Source organism: Paeniglutamicibacter sp. ZC-3 (genome assembly GCF_025847175.2).
Classification (GTDB): Bacteria; Actinomycetota; Actinomycetes; order Actinomycetales; family Micrococcaceae; genus Paeniglutamicibacter; species Paeniglutamicibacter sulfureus.
In genome coordinates, this window is record NZ_JAOYTG010000001.1 from 241,075 (window position 1) to 257,784 (window position 16,710).

Below are 16,710 nucleotides of genomic sequence, written 5' to 3' on the forward strand. Positions count from 1 at the left end.
ACAGCAGAAGGATCCCCACAGCAGATGAGCACCCACCAGATCGACGCCGATTTGCTCGAGCGCGCCGCGGCCTGGGCCACCCAGGACCCGGATCCCGTGACGGCCGCCGCGCTGCGCGAGCTGTGCGCCGCCGCCCCCGGGGATGCGGGCGCAGCAGCCGACCTGGCCGACAGGTTTGCCGCCTTCCTGGCCTTCGGGACGGCGGGGCTGCGTGCCGAGCTGGGACCTGGCCCGAACCGCATGAACTCGATGGTCGTGCGCCGCACCGCCGCCGGCATCGGACGTTTCCTGCTCGATGCCGCCGCCGGAGCCTACACGCCGCTGGCGGTCATCGGCTTTGACGCCAGGCACAACTCTGATGTCTTTGCCCGCGAATCCGCCGCGGTGCTCACCGCCGCGGGCATCGAGGTGCAGCTGCTGCCCTCAGCCCTGCCCACCCCGGTGCTGGCCTACGCCGTGCGCGCGCTCGGTGCGGAGGCAGGAATCATGGTGACCGCCAGCCACAACCCGCCGGCGGACAACGGCTACAAGGTCTACCTGGGCGGCCGCGCCGAAAGCGGGTGGGGCCAGGGCGCGCAGATCGTCAGCCCCGTGGATGCACGGATCGCCGCTCGGATCGACAACGACGAGCCCATCGCCTCGATCGCGCTTGCCGAGGGCGGCTGGGGCGTGCTGCCAGGCGCCGGGGAACCCGGGGACATCGAGGGCAGGTACCTTCAGGCCATCGCCGGCGTCGTCCCGGCCACGGACGGGAACGGCGGCGACGCAATCACCGCCGCGCGGGAAAACCTGCGCATCGTGCTGACCCCGATGCACGGGGTCGGCGGGCACACCATGGCCCAGGCGCTGGGTCGCGCCGGCTTTTCCCGGGTGCGCCTGGTGGCCGAGCAGGCAGCACCGGATCCGGACTTCCCCACGGTGGCCTTCCCGAACCCGGAGGAGCCAGGTGCCCTTGACCTGGCCCTGGCGCTGGCCACTGACACCGGCGCCGACCTGGTCATCGCCAACGACCCGGACGCAGACAGGTGCGCAGCCGCGGTGAAGTTCCCCGACACCGGCTGGCGGATGCTGCGCGGGGACGAGGTCGGGTGGCTGCTGGGCGACCGCTGCGCCGCCACGGCCGCCGACACCGCGGTGCTGGCCAATTCCATCGTCTCCTCGCGCATGCTCGCCTCCATCGCCGCCGCGCATTCGCTGGCGCATGAATACACGCTGACCGGATTCAAGTGGATTTCCCGTGTCCCGGACCTGGCCTTCGGCTATGAGGAGGCGCTGGGCTATTGCGTTGCCCCGTCGCTGGTGCGCGACAAGGACGGGATGTCCGCCGCGCTGATGCTCGCCGACTACGCCGCCGAGCTCAAGGCCGCCGGGTCCTCGCTGCCGGAGGTGCTCGATGCGCTGGCGTTGGCCCACGGGCTGCACCAGACCGACCAGCTCTCGGTGCGCGTGGCCGATCTGGGCTTGCTGGACACCATGATGCACTCGCTGCGTTCGGCCCCGCCTGCGAGCCTGGGTTCGGAGGCCGTCACCGGGTTCGAGGACCTTTCCCTCGGTGCCAACCTGCCGCCCACCGATGGACTGCTCTTCGCCACCGGGGCCGGCACCCGGGTCATCGTGCGCCCCTCAGGCACCGAGCCCAAGCTCAAGTGCTACCTTGAGGTCATCGCCTCGGTGGCCTCGCCGGCCGACCTGCCGGCAGCACGCGCCGCGGGCAACGCGCGTCTCGAGGCCATCAAGCTCGAACTCGCCGGCCTGCTGAACCCGTAGCCGCGACCGGCGGCCACCTCGCCGGTAGCGTCCCTCCGACACACCCGTCTTTTCATCCGCACCACGACCAGGAGCCACAGAACATCGCCATGAGCACCCAGAACATCGCCTCGTACATCGACCACACCATCCTGAACCCCGACGCCGCGGCCACCGACATCGCCCGCATTTGCGCCGAGGCAGTGAAGCACTCGTTCAAGTCCGTCTGCGTGAACCCCATCTGGGTGGCCACGGTGAGCGAGGCACTGGCGGGTTCCGGAGTGCTGACGTGCTCGGTCATCGGTTTCCCCTTCGGCGCCACCCCGACGGCGTCCAAGGTCTTTGAGGCGAAGACGGTGGTGGCCGACGGTGCGAACGAGGTCGACATGGTCATTGACATCGCCGCAGCCAAGGCAGGGGACGAGGAGGCGCTGGTGGCCGACATCTCCGCCGTCGCGCAGGCGGTGCACGACGGCGGGGCGATCCTGAAGGTCATCATCGAGACGGCGCTGCTCAGCGACGACGAGAAGGTCCTGGCCTGCCGCGCCTCGGTGCGCGCGGGGGCCGACTTCGTGAAGACCTCGACCGGTTTTGCCGGCGGCGGGGCGACTGTCGCGGACGTCGCGCTGATGCGCGCCACCGTGGGTCCGGACCTGGGCGTAAAGGCCTCCGGCGGGGTGCGTTCGCTGGAAACCGCGCACGCAATGATCGCCGCCGGCGCCACACGTCTTGGTTCCAGCTCCGGAGTTGCTATTGTGGAGGGTGAACAAGGCGCCGAGGGCTACTGATCTCGTATCCCGCACGCGCATTGAAACCCCAGATCATTTTAGGAGATTCGCTGTGTACTCGAACGGCAAGAATGTAGCCCACTCGGGCCAGGGCCACATGGCCGGGAACGTCATCGCCTTGGTGGTGTTCTTCGTCCTGTTCGTCGGGGCCATCTACTCGCTCTCGTTCTGGTCGCTGGACAACGCCTGGCTCCCGGGCATTGCCTGCCTGGTGCTGGCCATGTTGGCCTTCGGCATCCCGCAGCACATCCTGGGCATGTCCGACCGCGACCCGGCGAAGACGTCCTCGCAGCAGGACTAACCGCCTTCGGCGTTTCCCGCTTCAGGGGGAGGCAGCCACCGCGCAGCACCGCTCGTCCGCACACCGCGGACCCGTGTTGCACGCGGTGCTTGCCTCCCCTTTTGCATGCCGGTTCCGCGCCGGTTCCGCCAAGGACCCTACGCGAGGGCAGGGGGCGCGGAGCGCAACGCTGAATTTTCTACAGAGTGTAGAAAATTAGGATTTGCCGCATGTAGGATGAGGTCAGCGGATCCCGCAAGGGATTCGTTCCCCTGACTGAGAATCGAGCGCTTCACCATGGACAACTCTCCACACGGCACCATCATCGTCGGCGTTGACGGGTCACCGCAATCGATCAGCGCCCTGCGCTACGCCGCCACCTTGGCAGCACCCTTGGGCCACGGCCTGGTGGCATTCTCCTCCTGGCTTCCGCGCATTGCACTGGAGGACTACACTCCCGCTTGGGCACCCGAGCAGGACGCCCGCGACTCGCTGGAGAAGTCCATCGAAGAGGCCTTCGGCCAGGACGTACCGGCAGACCTGGAGCGCAAGGTGGTCATGGGACCGGCGACTCCCAACCTCATCGAGGCTTCCCGGGACGCGGCGATGCTCGTACTGGGCACGCGCGGACGCGGCGGCTTCAAGGGCATGGTCATGGGTTCGGTGTCCAGCTCACTGGCTGCGCACGCCAAGTGCCCGGTGCTGATCCACCATGGGGAATCCGCCTCCGCCTAACGGCGGGCGAACACACGCAGGCCGGGTTCCCTACCCCCCATCGGCGGGCAGGAACCCGGCCTCCCGTTGTTTCGCGCCGGCTACGCCTTGGCGCGCAGCGCCTCAACCTCGAAGATATTGGACAGCACCCCGGAGACCCATTCCAGGATCTGCTCGTCCACCAGGTCCCGTCCCCCAATGGCGGAGGTCTGCGGCTTGGGGATCACGATGGCGCCCAGCGCCGGCTTGTCGGCCGCGCCCTTGTACATCCGGGCCAGGCGCAGCTGGCGCGAATCCGGCAGGTCGGCGATGGCGGCCGGGGCGAACTTGATCATGTTGCCCATCATCGCCACGTCCGTTAGTCCCAGCGCGCGGGCGCGGATGCGGATCCGGGCGACCTCCAACAGGTTCACCACCGGCGCCGGCGGCTGCCCGTACCTGTCGACCAGCTCGGCCAGCACGTCCTCGAGCGCCGCGAAGTCGGTCGCCGCTGCGATCTTCCGATAGGCCTCCAGGCGCAATCGCTCCCCCGGCACGTAGTCGTGCGGCAGGTGCGCGTTGACCGGCAGCTCGATCTTCATCTCTGCGGTCTTCTCGTCGGCCTCGCCCTTGAAGTCGGCCACCGCCTCGCCGACCAGGCGCAGGTACAAATCGAAGCCGACCCCGGCGATGTGCCCGGACTGTTCCCCGCCGAGCAGGTTGCCTGCCCCGCGGATCTCCAGGTCCTTCATGGCCAGCTGGTAGCCCGAGCCCAGTTCGTTGTGCGCGGCCACGGCCTTGAGCCGCTCCAGCGCAACCTCGCCCAGCGGCTTCTCCGCATTCCACAGGAAGTAGGCATACGCCCGCTCCCGGCCGCGGCCCACGCGCCCGCGCAGCTGGTGCAGCTGCGACAGGCCGTAGTTGTCCGCCCGGTCCACGATCAGCGTGTTGGCGTTGGAGATGTCCAGGCCGGTCTCGATGATGGTCGTGGAGACCAGCACGTCGAACTTCTTCTCCCAGAAGTCCTGGATGATCTTCTCCAGCCGGGACTCGCTCATCTTGCCGTGGGCCACCTCGACGCGGGCCTCGGGGACCAGTTCGCGCAGTTCGGCGGCGATCTTGTCGATGGAGGAGACGCGGTTGTGGACGAAGAACACCTGCCCGTCGCGCATCAGCTCGCGGCGGATGGCGGCGGAGATCTGCTTGTCGGTGCGCGGGCCCACGTAGGTGAGCACCGGGTGGCGCTCCTCCGGCGGGGTGGCCAGCGTGGAGGTCTCGCGGATCCCGGTCAGGCTCATCTCCAGGGTGCGCGGGATCGGGGTGGCGGACATGGAGAGCACGTCCACGTTGGTGCGCATCTTCTTGAGCTGCTCCTTGTGCTCGACGCCGAAGCGCTGCTCCTCGTCGACGATCACCAGGCCCAGGTCCCTGAACTGGACCGTGTCGGAGAGCAGCCGGTGGGTGCCGATGACCACGTCGACGGTGCCGTTCTTCAGCCCCTCGATGATGTCCTTGGACTCCTTCGCGGTCTGGAAGCGCGAGAGCGTCTTCACCCGCACCGGGAAGCCGGAGTAGCGCTCGGTGAAGGTTTGCTGGTGCTGGGAGGCCAGCAGCGTGGTGGGAACCAGCACCGCGACCTGCTTGGAGTCCTGCACGGCCTTGAACGCGGCGCGCACCGCGATCTCGGTCTTGCCGAAGCCCACGTCCCCGGAGACCAGCCGGTCCATCGGGATCTCGCGCTCCATGTCGGCCTTGACCTCGTTGATGGTGGTCAGCTGATCCGGGGTCTCCACGTAGGCGAAGGCCTCCTCCAGCTCCGCCTGCCAGGGGGTGTCGGTTCCGAAGGCGTGGCCGCGGGAGGCCATGCGGGCGGAGTAGAGCCGAATCAGGTCCCCGGCGATCTCCTTGACGGCCTTGCGCGCCCGGGACTTGGTGCCGGCCCAGTCCGAGCCGCCCATCTTGGACAGCGTCGGGGCCTCGCCGCCGACGTACCGGGTGACCTGGTCCAGCTGGTCGGTGGGCACGAAGAGCTTGTCACCCGGCGCGCCGCGCTTGGCCGGAGCGTACTCCAGGACCAGGTACTCGCGCTTGGCGTCGGCCCCGCCGGCGACCTTGCGGGCGATCAGTTCAACGAATCTGGCGATGCCGTGTTGCTCGTGCACGACGAAGTCGCCCTCGGCGAGGGTCATCGGGTCCACCGCGTTGCGCCGCTTGGCGGCCAGCCGCTTGGCCCCGCTCGGGGCGTAGGCGCTGGAGCGGCCCAGGAGGTCCGCCTCGGTGAGGAAGCCGAGCTTCAGGGAATCGAGCGCAAAGCCGCGCCCGGCCTGCGCGGTGGTGATCTCGATGAGCCCGGGGGTGGGCGCCTCGTCGAGCGAAGCGATGCGGTGGGTGGGGATGTCGGCGTCGTGGAAGAGCTCGGCCAGCCGCTGGGCGGGGCCGGGGCCGTCGGTGGCCACCACGATCGACCAGTCATCCTTGATGCGCCCCGAGATGAACTCGAGCATCTCGGCGACGTCTCCCTGGTAGCCGCGCGGCTCGCGGGCATTGATGCGGATCGAGTCGGCCTCGGGCAGCAGTTCGGCGTCGGTGCCCAGCGAGGTCACCGACCACCAGGAGACCTTGGCGGCCTGCGCGTCGCTGCGGGTGGCGGCCAGCGAGGTGAAGTTCCCGGCCTCCAGCTCGGCCGCGGCGGCCTGCGCCTGCGCCTGGGACAGGTCAAGGGGTGCGGCCCCGCCGTCGGAGGCGGTGGCCCAGGCGGCGGCCAGGAACTCGGCGTTGGTCGCCTCCAGGTCGTGGGCCCGGGCGCGGACCCTTTCCGGTTCCATGACCAGGGCGATGGACTCGGCCGGCAGCGCCGAGAGCAGCGGCACCATGGCATCGACCAGCAGCGGGGCCAGGGATTCCATGCCCTCCACCGCCAGGCCGCCGGCGATCTTGGCGAGCATGTCCCGCGCCGCGGGCATCTGGGACTGCAGCTTGGCCGCCCGCGACATCACCGATGGGGTGATCAGCAGTTCGCGGCAGGGCGGGGCCTGGATCCGGGTGGGTGCCTCGTGCTCCAGCGACCGCTGGTCGGCGATGGAGAAGAAGCGCATGGCCTCGATCTCGTCGCCGAAGAAGTCGATGCGCACCGGGTGGTTCAGCGTGGGCGGGAAGACGTCAAGGATGCCGCCGCGCACCGCGAACTCGCCACGGTGGGTGACCATGTCAACGCGCGCATAGGCGGCATCGGCCAGCGCCCTGACCACGGCGGAGAACTCGTATTCGTCGCCCACCTGCAGGTGGACCGGCTCCAGCTTGCCCAGGCCGGCGACCAGGGGCTGGATGACGGCGCGGATCGGGGCCACGACCACCTGAAGCGTCGGGTCCTTGGTCTCCAGCCGGCGCAGCACATCCAGGCGCCTGCCCACGGTGTCCGAGCGCGGGGAGAGCCGCTCGTGGGGCAGCGTTTCCCAGGAGGGGAATTCCGCCACGGCAGCCTCGGGGAGGTAGCTGTGCAGGGCGGCAACCAGCTCCTCGGTCTCGCGGCCGGTGGCTGTCACCGCCAGCACCAGCCCGTCGGCGACCTTCGAGCGCAGCGCCTCGACGGTTTCCGCCGTGATGACCGCTCGCATCCCGGAAGGGGCCGCGATTTCCAGCTCGTTGGCGCGGGCGGCGTACCCGGTGGCGGCATTGGATCTGACGCGGGAAAAGGAGGTGTCGGTTCGCAATGCGGTGCGCAGGCCGTGAAGCGCCATCGGCTGGGGTCCTTTCCGAAGACTGATGCGCGCACAACACAAGTACCCGAGATCCATGCCGGGTCCCGGGGTGCGCCATTCAAGCGTACCGCCGCGGGCAGGCAAGCCCGGTACGCTGGTGGGGTTGTATCAATATTGGTTCGGCCAATCTATTTTACGGAGTTTTGCCCCATGGCCCTTAACGCCACCACAGACCTGACACACGCCCCCGACGCCGTCATCGCCACACTGGCCGACCGCGACTTCGCCGAGCACCTGACCGGACTGGTCGGCGGATCGCTCAAGAGCTTCGATATTTCCGGCGACACCGCCGCGGCCTTCACCCTGACCACCGTCCGCACCCTGCCGACCGACCGCGCCCCGGAAATGGCCCGGAAATTCGTGGGCCAGACGGTCGAGGTCACCCAGGTCGAGTCCTGGTCGGCACCGGCCGCCGACGGATCGCGGGAAGCAACACTGAAGCTCACCGTCGGTTCCCTGCCGGTATCGGTGGCCGGCACCGAATCCCTGCGGGCCACCGAAGCGGGATCGGCCCTGGGCGTGGAGGCCACTGTGTCCTCCTCCATTCCGTTCGTGGGCGGAAAGATCGCCTCGGCCGCCGAGCCGTTTATCTCCAAGGCACTCTCGCTGCAGGGCGCCAAGGTGTCCGCCTGGATCGAACGCGGCTAAATACCGAGGCTTCGCCCGCCGCGGCGGGTGCCGGACCTTGGCACAATGACCGGCGCGTTGCTGACCACCTTGGGCAGCCACGCGCCGGTCTTTGTCTTTCGGGCAGGCTGCCGCCGCAGGGCACCTCCACGCGCCCCAAGATGAAGCGTCCATTGGTCTCCTGAGGCTGCCGGATGTGCACTGGGACACCCTTAGGCGATAGTGTTGTCTCTGGTGTGCCGGGAAGTCTGGTCGGCGATAACTTCAGCGTCCCCGAAAGAATTGAAGAAGAACCATGAGCCAATCCCCCACACCATCGCCGAAACCAAAGACGGTTTTCGGTCCGGGAAGCTATACCGAACACCTGCGCATCGGGGAAATCCTGCGCAGGGAAACCGTCGGCGGACTCGTCCTGATCATTGGCGCCGTCGTTGCGCTCATCTGGGCCAACTCACCGGCATCGGACAGCTACTTCGCCCTTCGTGACTTCCACTTCGGTTTCGAGATCTTCGGCATCGACCTGAACCTGTCCCTCGGCCACTGGGCCGCCGACGGACTGCTTGCGGTGTTCTTTTTCCTCGTGGGCCTTGAGCTGAAGAAGGAGTTTGTCGCTGGCGATTTGCGCGACATGAAGCGCGCCATCGTCCCGGTGACCGCGGCCTTTGGCGGCGTGCTGGTTCCGGCGCTGATCTTTGTCGCCCTGAATGCGTCCACCGGCGGGGAAACCCTGCGCGGCTGGGCCATTCCCACCGCCACCGACATCGCCTTCGCCGTTGCGGTGCTGGCCGTCATCGGTTCGAACCTGCCCTCCCCGCTGCGCATCTTCCTGCTGACCCTCGCGGTCGTCGATGACCTGATTGCCATCGTGATCATCGCCTTCGTCTTCACCGAGGATCTGAACCCGCCCTACCTGCTGATGGCGCTGGCCCCCATCGCCCTCTATACCTTCGTGACGCACCAGTGGCCGAAATTCTTTGCCGCGAACCTGTGGGCCCCCTGGGTCATTCTGCTGCCGCTGGGCATCGCAACGTGGGCCCTGGTCTTCGGCTCGGGAATCCACTCGACCATTGCCGGCGTCGTGTTGGGCTTCTGCGTCCCGGTATTGCGCAAGAACAAGGACGAACTCGACAGGCCCGGCCTGGCCGAGCAGCTCGAGCACCGCTTCCGCCCGCTCTCGAGCGGCTTCTGCGTGCCGGTATTCGCATTCTTCTCCGCCGGCGTGGCAGTGGGCGGCGCTGAGGGATTCGCCTCGGCACTGGGCGACCCGGTGCTCTGGGGCATCGTCTTCGGCTTGGTCTTCGGCAAGCCCATCGGCATCATGGGCGCCACCTGGCTGGTTACCAGATCGTCCAAGGCGAACCTTGATCCGGACACCAAGTGGGGCGACCTGCTGGGCGTGACGTTCCTGGCCGGCATCGGGTTCACCGTGTCGCTGCTGGTCTCCGAGCTGTCCTTCGGCCTGGCGTCGCCGCACTATGACCACGCCAAGGTCGCGATCCTGACCGCTTCGCTGTTGGCCGCCATCCTGGGCACGATTTGGCTGCGGCCGCGCGATCGCCGCTACCGCCTGGTCAACGAGCGAGCCGCCAGGGACGAAGACAAGGACGGCATACCGGACATCTTCCAGAAGCCGGAAAACCTCGGCTAGAAGAATCACAGCATACAGATAGAGCCGGATTGCTGCCCGCGGAAATTTCCAGGGGCAGCCAATCCGGCTCTTTCGGCTTAAGTGAAGTGCGAGCTACTGGTTGGCCGCCAGCAAGGCGGCCTCGGCGGCAACCCACGACAGCATGGCGCACTTGACCCGGGCGGGGAACTTGGAGACGCCGGCAAACGCTGCGCCGTCACCCAGGATTTCCTCGTCCCCGGCCCGACTGCCCCGCGAGCGCATGAGTTCGCGGAATTCCTCAAGGATGGACATGAATTCGTCGCGCTCGATCCCGGTGGCCAATTCACTGAGCACCGAAGCCGAGGCCATGGAGATCGAGCAGCCGTCGCCTTCCCAGGAAACATTTTTCACGATGCTTCCCTCAAGCTGGACACGCAGCTGGATGTGGTCGCCACACACGGGATTGTGTTGCATCGATTCGCCGTGGGCCACCCCTTCCGGAGCCTCGAGCAACCCGGCGCCGTGCCTGGCCTTGGCATGGTCCAGGATGATTTGTTGGTACAGCTGGTCCAGATCGTTCACTTGCCGACTCCGAAATATCCGCGCACGTCCGACACCGCATTGAGCAGGGCGTCGACGTCGCTGGTGGTGTTGTAGAGGTAGGTGCTTGCCCGGGTGCTGGAGACAACGCCCAGTGCCCGGTGCAGTGGTTGGGCGCAGTGGTGGCCCACGCGCACGGCGATGCCGCGCGAATCCAGGAACTGGCCCACGTCGTGAGGGTGCACGCCTTCGATGACGAAGGGGGCGGTGCCGATGCGTGCCGCGCCCTGGGCAGGGCCCAACACGCGCACCCCCGGGATACCGTCCAGGCCGGTGAGCATGCGCTCACCCAGGTTCTCTTCCCATGCAGCGATGCGGTCCATGCCCACTTCGCGCAGGTATGCGACGGCGGTGGCCAGGGCGTGGACCTGCGAAATCCTCTGGGTGCCGGCTTCGAAGCGCATGGGGGCCGGGAGGTACTCGGCCTTCTCCATCGTCACCGAGGTGATCATGGATCCGCCGGTGAGGAAGGGCGGCATGGCATCAAGCAGTCCGGCCCGTCCATAGAGTCCACCGATGCCGGTGGGGCCGAGCATCTTGTGTCCGGAGAACGCCATGAAGTCCACGTCGAGGGCCTTGACGTCCACGGGCAGGTGCGGGACCGACTGGCAGCCATCGAGGACCGTCAGTGCGCCGACATTGCGGGCCAGCGCCACCAGTGCCGCAACATCGGTCACGGTGCCCAGGACGTTGGAGACGTGCGTGAAGGCCACCACCTTGGTGGCGGGGGTAATGATCGAGCCGGCGAGGTCCATGCGCAGGGCGCCTGATTCATCGACGGGAATGTACTTAAGGGTGGCGCCGGTACGCAGCGCCAGCTCCTGCCAGGGAATCAGGTTGGCATGGTGTTCGAGCTCGGTGACGACGATTTCGTCCCCTGCTCCGAGCGCGAAGGCACGGGCTGTATCTCCCCCGAGGCCCGCACTGGCATTGCCAAAGGAGTAGGTGATGAGGTTCAGCGCCTCGGTGGCGTTCGAAGTCCACACCACTTCGTTGTCCTTGGCCCCGATGAAGCGCGCCACGTCGGTGCGGGCCTGCTCAAAGATGTCCGTGGCCTCGACGGCCAGGGAGTGGGCACCGCGGTGGACTGCAGCATTGAAGTTCTCGTAGTAGTGCTGTTCGGCCTCGTAGACGCAGCTGGGCTTTTGCGAGGTGGCCCCGGAATCCAAATACGTCAGCGGCACTCCATTGACGTTGCGACCCAAGATGGGGAAGTCTGCCCGCAGCCGCGAGACTTCAATGTCATCCAAGGCCTTGGGAAGGGTATCTTGCGTCGTGGGCAATGCACTGGACACGTTGGGATCCTCCGAAGTTCGTTTCATGCCGCCTTCGCCGCAACGGCTGTGCGCCGCGCTGTGCGGCTGGTTCCGTGGGACGATCGTGATTACGGCATCATTTGCTTCGCTAATTCTCCCACGTTCGGGCCTTCATGGCACATAAGTCGACCCTTACCAATGTGTCCCCGGCCCGGAATTTGGCCCAAAAAAAGTCGCCGGCAGCCGATTGGGGGTGGTCCCCGGCCTCAGGGGGCCACGCCCACTCGGCCCCTCTTGTTCCTGGGACCAATAATGGCACGTCAATCGGCGACCGAACGGCTTCGCTGTGAAGCGCCACGGATCCCGGTACTAGTCGTGGAATTTGCGCAGCGCCGATTCCAGTCCGTGATTCACCAGTTCCTCCACGGCGTCGGCCGCCGCATCGGTCAGGAACGGCAGGGACTTCTTTTCATCCTTCGAGAAGTCCTTGAGCACGTAATCCGCTGTCTCCATGCGACCGGGAGGCCTCCCCACGCCCACTCGCACCCGCAAATAGTCCTTGGTGCCCAGGGCCTTGGAAATGTCTCGCAGCCCGTTGTGGCCGCCTTCGCCACCCCCGAGCTTGAGCTTCACGGTGTCGAAGGGAATATCGATCTCGTCGTGCACGGCAATGACGTGTGCGGGATCGATGCCAAAGAACTTTGCCAGATTGGCCACGGGTCCGCCCGAGAGGTTCATATAGGTCATCGGCTTCGCCAGAACGAGTCTGGGCCCGCCAATGCCCATGCGTCCCTCGAGGATTTGCGCCCGGGAGCTGTGGGTCTTGAACTTTCCGCCGATGCGCGCGGCAAGTTCGTCGACGGCCATCTGGCCAACATTGTGCCTGTTATGCGCGTAGCCGGGCCCGGGGTTTCCGAGCCCGGCTACGAGCCAGGTTTCGCTAGTCATGCGACAACCAATATCGAGATAATTACTCGGCGGAAGCTGCCGATTCCTCGTCTGCTTCCGAAACTGCGGCATCGATCGTAGCAACGACGACGCTGCCTTCGATGGCCAGGGCGGTGCCCTCCGGCAGGATCAGGTCCGATGCGAGGATCTGGGTTCCCGCGGTCAGGCCGGAGACGTTGGCAACAACGTGCTCCGGAAGGGCGACTGCCTCGGCTTCGACGGCGATGACCGCGTGGTCCAGGGACAGGGTCGAACCGGCGGTGAGTTCACCCTGGATCTGGACGGAAACCTCGACGATGACCTTTTCGCCCTTCTTGACGATCAGGAGGTCAAGGTGGTCAACGGTCTGGCGAAGGGCGTGGCGCTGGATGTCCTTCACCAGGGTGACGGTGTCTTCGCCCTCAACCGAGATGTTCAGCAGGGCGTTGGAGCCACGGACTGCAAGGGTGGTGGCGGCGGCCGGCAGCAGGACGCGGACCGGATCGGTGCCGTGGCCGTAGATCACTGCAGGGATCTTGCCGGCGCGGCGGGCCTGGCGTGCGGCGCCCTTGCCGAAGTCGGTGCGCAGTTCGCCGTCGAGGGTGATGATGTTGCTCATGGTGTTCTCCTTGTGGAAGATGATTAATTGGTTCCTGCCCCGCTCGGGCCTAGAAGCATCATCATCCGATTCCTGCAAAGGAGAAGGACGCGTAGTGCGTTTCTAGCCTCGTCGATAACGGACCCCCATTTGCATGGGGTTCCCTCGCCTGGGCACAAGTAGATATTTTAGCAGGGCGCGGGCATCCGGGGGAAATCGTGCAAGATTCAGGACTGGACCCTTAACGGAAGCGGACCCCGACGCGGCTCCCAAGTGGGAGCCGCATCGGGGTCCGGCATCAAGCCGATGTCCCGCGGGACGGGTTCCTAGGCGTCGCCGTCAAAAAGGCTGGTGACCGAGCCGTCTTCGAAGACTTCCTTGATGGCCCGTGCCAACAAGGGGGCGATCGAAAGCACCGTCAAGGTTTCGAAGCGCTTGGATTCCGGAATCGGCAGGGTGTTGGTCACCACGACCTCGCGTGCACCGGACTCGGCCAGGCGCTGCGCGGCCGGGTCGGAGAACACGGCATGCGTGGCGGCGATGATGACGTCCTTGGCACCGGCGTCCTTCAGCACCTTCACGGCGCCGGCAATGGTTCCCCCGGTGTCGATCATGTCGTCGATCAAGACACAGGTGCGGCCCGCGACCTGGCCGACGACGGTCTTGGAAACGGCCTGGTTCGGGACCGTCAGGTCGCGGGACTTGTGCACGAAGGCCAGCGGAGCCCCGCCGAGGCGTTCTGCCCACTGTTCGGCCACGCGGACGCGACCGGTGTCGGGGGAAACCACGGTGACCGGGTCGTCCCCGACAACATTGCGGATGTGGTCGGCCAGCAACGGGATGGCGAAGAGGTGGTCGACCGGGCCGTCAAAGAAGCCCTGGATCTGCGCAGTGTGCAGGTCAACGCTCATGATGCGGTCGGCACCTGCCACTTTGAACATGTCGGCAACCAGTCGGGCCGAGATCGGCTCGCGGCCGCGGCCCTTCTTGTCCTGTCGGGCGTATGGGTAGAACGGGGCCACGACGGTGACCCGCCGGGCCGAGGCGCGCTTCATGGAGTCAACCATGATCAGCTGTTCCATGAGCCAGTTGTTCAGCGGTGCCGGGTGGGCCTGGATGACAAAGACATCCTTGCCTCGCACCGATTCGCCGGAGCGTACATAGATCTCGCCGTTGGCGAAGTCGTAGGCACTCATCGGAAGCAGTTCGGTCCCAAGGGCCGCTGCCACCTCTTCGGCAAGCTCGGGGTGGGCACGCCCGGAAGCCAGCACCAGCTTCTTATCGACGTTATGGCTCAGTTCGCTCATGGGATCGCTTTCTCGCTCAGACGGGGATCGGAAATGATGTGGAGGGTTACTTGGCCTGGTCCGCGGATTCCGCGGTCACGCCGGAATCCAGTGCGGACTTGAATGCGGCTTCCGCGGCGGGGGAACCGGGACGCTTGGACATCGTCCAGCCCTCGGTATTTCGTTGCGGTGCCACGGTCAGGGCAAGGGCCCCCGCCGGAACGTTTTTGCGAACGATGGCGCCCGCACCTGTGTATGCGCCGTCACCGATGCTCACGGGTGCGACAAACACGGTGTTGGAGGCGGTGCGCACGTGCGAGCCGATGACGGTGCGGTGCTTGTTGACGCCATCGTAGTTGGCGGTGATGTTGCCACAGCCGATGTTGGTGTATTCACCGATTTCGGCGTCCCCGGCGTAGCCCAGGTGCGAGAGCTTTGAGCCACGGCCGACGACAATGTTCTTGGTCTCGTAGAAGGCTCCGATCTTGGCGTCGGGGCCGAGATTGGTCTTGGGGCGCAGGTAGGCGAAGGGGCCGACCGATGAGCCTTCGGCAATGATGGACTCGGTGACGTCCGAGCGGACGATCTTGGCGCCGCGCCCAACCTGGGTGTTGGTCAGGGTGGTGTCAGGGCCGATGACCGCATCGGTTCCCACGGCGGTGCTTCCATGCAGCTGGGTGCCCGGCTTGATGGTCACGTCGTTGGAAAGTGCCACCTCGACATCGATCCAGGTGGTTTCCGGGTCGATGATGCTGACGCCTGCGCGCATCCACTTTTCGAGGATGCGGCGGTTCATTTCCTTGCCCAATGCGGCCAGTTGGACCCGGTCGTTGGCGCCCTCGACCTGCCAGGCGTCTTCCGTGACGACGGCCGCGACGCGTCCCCCCGTGGACCGGGCAATGCCCAGCACATCGGTGAGATACATCTCGCCCTGCGCGTTGTCGGTCGTGACCTCGGCCAGTGCCGAACGCAGGACCTCGGCGTCAAATGCGTAGATTCCGGAGTTGACCTCTCGGATTGCGCGTTCTTCGTCGCTTGCATCCTTGTGTTCGCGGATGCCGGTCACCGTTCCGTCCTCTGCACGCAGGATGCGGCCGTATCCGGTGGCATCTTCCAGCAGTGCGGTAAGCACCGTGACGGCATTGCCTTCGCGGTCGTGGGTGGCAACCAGCTCGGACAACAGCTCGGTGGTCAGCAACGGGACGTCGCCGTACGTGACCACGATCGTGCCTTCCAATGCCGGGTCCAGCTTTTCGAGGCCCAGTTGCACGGCTCGTCCGGTGCCCGGGATTTCATCCTGGTCGGCGATGACGACGTTCGGCTTGACCTGCAGGAGGTGCTCGACAACGCGTTCGCGTTCAAATCGGACCACCGCCACCAGCGTTTCGGGGTCGAGCCCCTCAGCTGCGGCAAGGGCGTGCCCCACCATGGAGCGACCGCCGATTTCATGCAGGATCTTGGGTTTTGCCGATTTCATCCGGGTTCCTGCGCCTGCGGCGAGAACGATGACAGCGGCTGGTGCGTTGGCGTGAACGCTCAAGATTGGTACTCCCCTGCTACATTGGCTAGCCGGACCGGCCGGGCCAGGCCTCATCATTCTATCCCGGCGAAACACCGGGATTTTCAATGATTGATGAGTTCCGCCCATAGGATTCGAACCTATACTCCACAGCTCCAAAGGCTGGGGTGCTGCCATTACACCAGGGCGGAATGTGCGTTGAGCTTGCCTCACCGGCACAGTGAACTATTCTGCCACGACTGTAGGCATCGATGCGACTTGAACGACGTCGGCACGTTCATCCTTTGTTCACACCACCGTGACTAGGCATGGTTTATGTCATTCCTGTGCTTACCATGTTGCTTATGAGCCCCACCGCACGCCCGCGCACGCGAATGACCGGAGTCCAACGCCGGCTTCAGCTGATCGATATCTCACGCCAGCTATTCTCCTTGCGGGGCGTAGACGGAACCACGATCGAAGAAATCGCCCGCGCTGCGGGTGTGTCCAAGCCCATCGTCTATGAGCACTTTGGTTCCAAGGAAGCTCTCTATATGGAAGTGGTCACGAACGAATACCGGGAGTTGCTGTCGCGGATCACGGAATCACTCTCCGGTGACGACTCCTCACGGGTGTTGCTGGAGAAAGCAGCGCTCGCGATCTTGACCTACATAGAGGACTGCACCGAAGGATTCCGCATCCTGGTTCGCGATGCCCCGCCGTCCCAGCCCGAGGGCACGTATTCCACCCTGCTGACCAAGGTGACCGAGCAGGTCGAGCACATCCTGGCCGACGAGTTTTCACGCCGCGGGTTCAGCGCCGAGGACGGATCCATCTACGCGCAGATGCTCGTGGGTATGGTCGCCATGACCGCGCAGTGGTGGCTGGATGCCCGGCACCCCGACAAGCGCACGGTTGCCGCCCATGTGGTGAACCTGGCTTGGTACGGGTTGACCGGCCTGCGCAAGGATCCTGCGCTCCAAGACCAGCAGGCCCGGCAGTCCCCGACAGCCGAGGTTCCGCCGGCGGAGTAGTCGGACCGGA

General features: G+C 65.9%; 14 protein-coding genes and 1 tRNA gene. 7 read left to right on the forward strand and 8 right to left on the reverse strand.

All coding sequences use genetic code 11. The features are described 5' to 3' along the window. The first annotated feature begins 24 nt into the window (after nt 1–24). The 4 genes from OIU93_RS01090 to OIU93_RS01105 all read left to right on the forward strand — a co-directional run bounded on the left by OIU93_RS01090 (nt 25) and on the right by OIU93_RS01105 (nt 3,549). Entirely contained in the window at nt 25–1,767 is a 1,743-nt protein-coding gene (locus OIU93_RS01090; RefSeq protein WP_264268206.1) for a phospho-sugar mutase, read from the forward strand. Nucleotides 1,768–1,856: 89 nt separating this feature from the next. Beyond that, nucleotides 1,857–2,534: a deoxyribose-phosphate aldolase gene (gene deoC / locus OIU93_RS01095; RefSeq protein ID WP_264268207.1), complete on the forward strand. Its 678-nt coding sequence runs from the start codon at nt 1,857–1,859 to the stop codon at nt 2,532–2,534. 52 nt (nt 2,535–2,586) lie between these two features. Then, the gene (locus tag OIU93_RS01100) at nt 2,587–2,835 is read left to right on the forward strand and encodes a hypothetical protein (RefSeq protein ID WP_372342843.1); all 249 of its coding nucleotides are present in this window, start codon (nt 2,587–2,589) and stop codon (nt 2,833–2,835) included. Between the two features lie 276 nt (nt 2,836–3,111). Further along, nucleotides 3,112–3,549, forward strand: coding sequence for a universal stress protein (locus OIU93_RS01105; protein ID WP_264268208.1), 438 nt, complete (start codon nt 3,112–3,114; stop codon nt 3,547–3,549). Between the two features lie 80 nt (nt 3,550–3,629). Here OIU93_RS01105 and mfd read toward each other — a convergent pair whose 3' ends face one another. Further along, the gene (gene mfd, locus OIU93_RS01110; RefSeq protein ID WP_264268209.1) at nt 3,630–7,244 is read right to left on the reverse strand and encodes a transcription-repair coupling factor; all 3,615 of its coding nucleotides are present in this window, start codon (nt 7,242–7,244) and stop codon (nt 3,630–3,632) included. A 171-nt stretch (nt 7,245–7,415) separates the two neighbouring features. On the opposite strand from mfd, the gene OIU93_RS01115 reads away from it, so the two are divergent. Beyond that, complete coding sequence (locus OIU93_RS01115; protein WP_264268210.1) at nt 7,416–7,913, forward strand: DUF2505 domain-containing protein; 498 nt, start codon at nt 7,416–7,418, stop codon at nt 7,911–7,913. A 274-nt stretch (nt 7,914–8,187) separates the two neighbouring features. Then, nucleotides 8,188–9,540, forward strand: a complete 1,353-nt coding sequence (gene nhaA / locus OIU93_RS01120) for a Na+/H+ antiporter NhaA (RefSeq protein WP_264268211.1) — start codon at nt 8,188–8,190, stop codon at nt 9,538–9,540. 93 nt (nt 9,541–9,633) lie between these two features. On the opposite strand, the gene sufU is transcribed toward nhaA, so the two are convergent. From sufU to OIU93_RS01155, 7 genes are all read right to left on the reverse strand, one after another. Then, nucleotides 9,634–10,083: a Fe-S cluster assembly sulfur transfer protein SufU gene (gene sufU, locus OIU93_RS01125; RefSeq protein ID WP_264268212.1), complete on the reverse strand. Its 450-nt coding sequence runs from the start codon at nt 10,081–10,083 to the stop codon at nt 9,634–9,636. Next, a complete protein-coding gene (locus OIU93_RS01130) occupies nt 10,080–11,423 on the reverse strand; it encodes a cysteine desulfurase (RefSeq protein ID WP_264268213.1) in 1,344 nt (447 codons plus the stop codon). Before OIU93_RS01130 ends, sufU begins: the two co-directional genes overlap by 4 nt. A 303-nt stretch (nt 11,424–11,726) precedes the next feature. After that, entirely contained in the window at nt 11,727–12,305 is a 579-nt protein-coding gene (gene pth / locus OIU93_RS01135) for an aminoacyl-tRNA hydrolase (RefSeq protein ID WP_264268214.1), read from the reverse strand. Between the two features lie 22 nt (nt 12,306–12,327). Next, a complete protein-coding gene (locus tag OIU93_RS01140; protein WP_264268215.1) occupies nt 12,328–12,903 on the reverse strand; it encodes a 50S ribosomal protein L25/general stress protein Ctc in 576 nt (191 codons plus the stop codon). A 305-nt stretch (nt 12,904–13,208) separates the two neighbouring features. Beyond that, entirely contained in the window at nt 13,209–14,189 is a 981-nt protein-coding gene (locus OIU93_RS01145) for a ribose-phosphate diphosphokinase (RefSeq protein ID WP_264268216.1), read from the reverse strand. A gap of 46 nt (nt 14,190–14,235) precedes the next feature. Next, nucleotides 14,236–15,708: a bifunctional UDP-N-acetylglucosamine diphosphorylase/glucosamine-1-phosphate N-acetyltransferase GlmU gene (glmU, locus tag OIU93_RS01150; RefSeq protein ID WP_264268217.1), complete on the reverse strand. Its 1,473-nt coding sequence runs from the start codon at nt 15,706–15,708 to the stop codon at nt 14,236–14,238. Between the two features lie 98 nt (nt 15,709–15,806). Beyond that, a tRNA-Gln gene (locus OIU93_RS01155) sits at nt 15,807–15,878 on the reverse strand. A 153-nt stretch (nt 15,879–16,031) separates the two neighbouring features. On the opposite strand from OIU93_RS01155, the gene OIU93_RS01160 reads away from it, so the two are divergent. Beyond that, nucleotides 16,032–16,700, forward strand: coding sequence for a TetR/AcrR family transcriptional regulator (locus OIU93_RS01160; protein ID WP_264268218.1), 669 nt, complete (start codon nt 16,032–16,034; stop codon nt 16,698–16,700). The last annotated feature ends 10 nt before the right edge of the window (nt 16,701–16,710 follow it).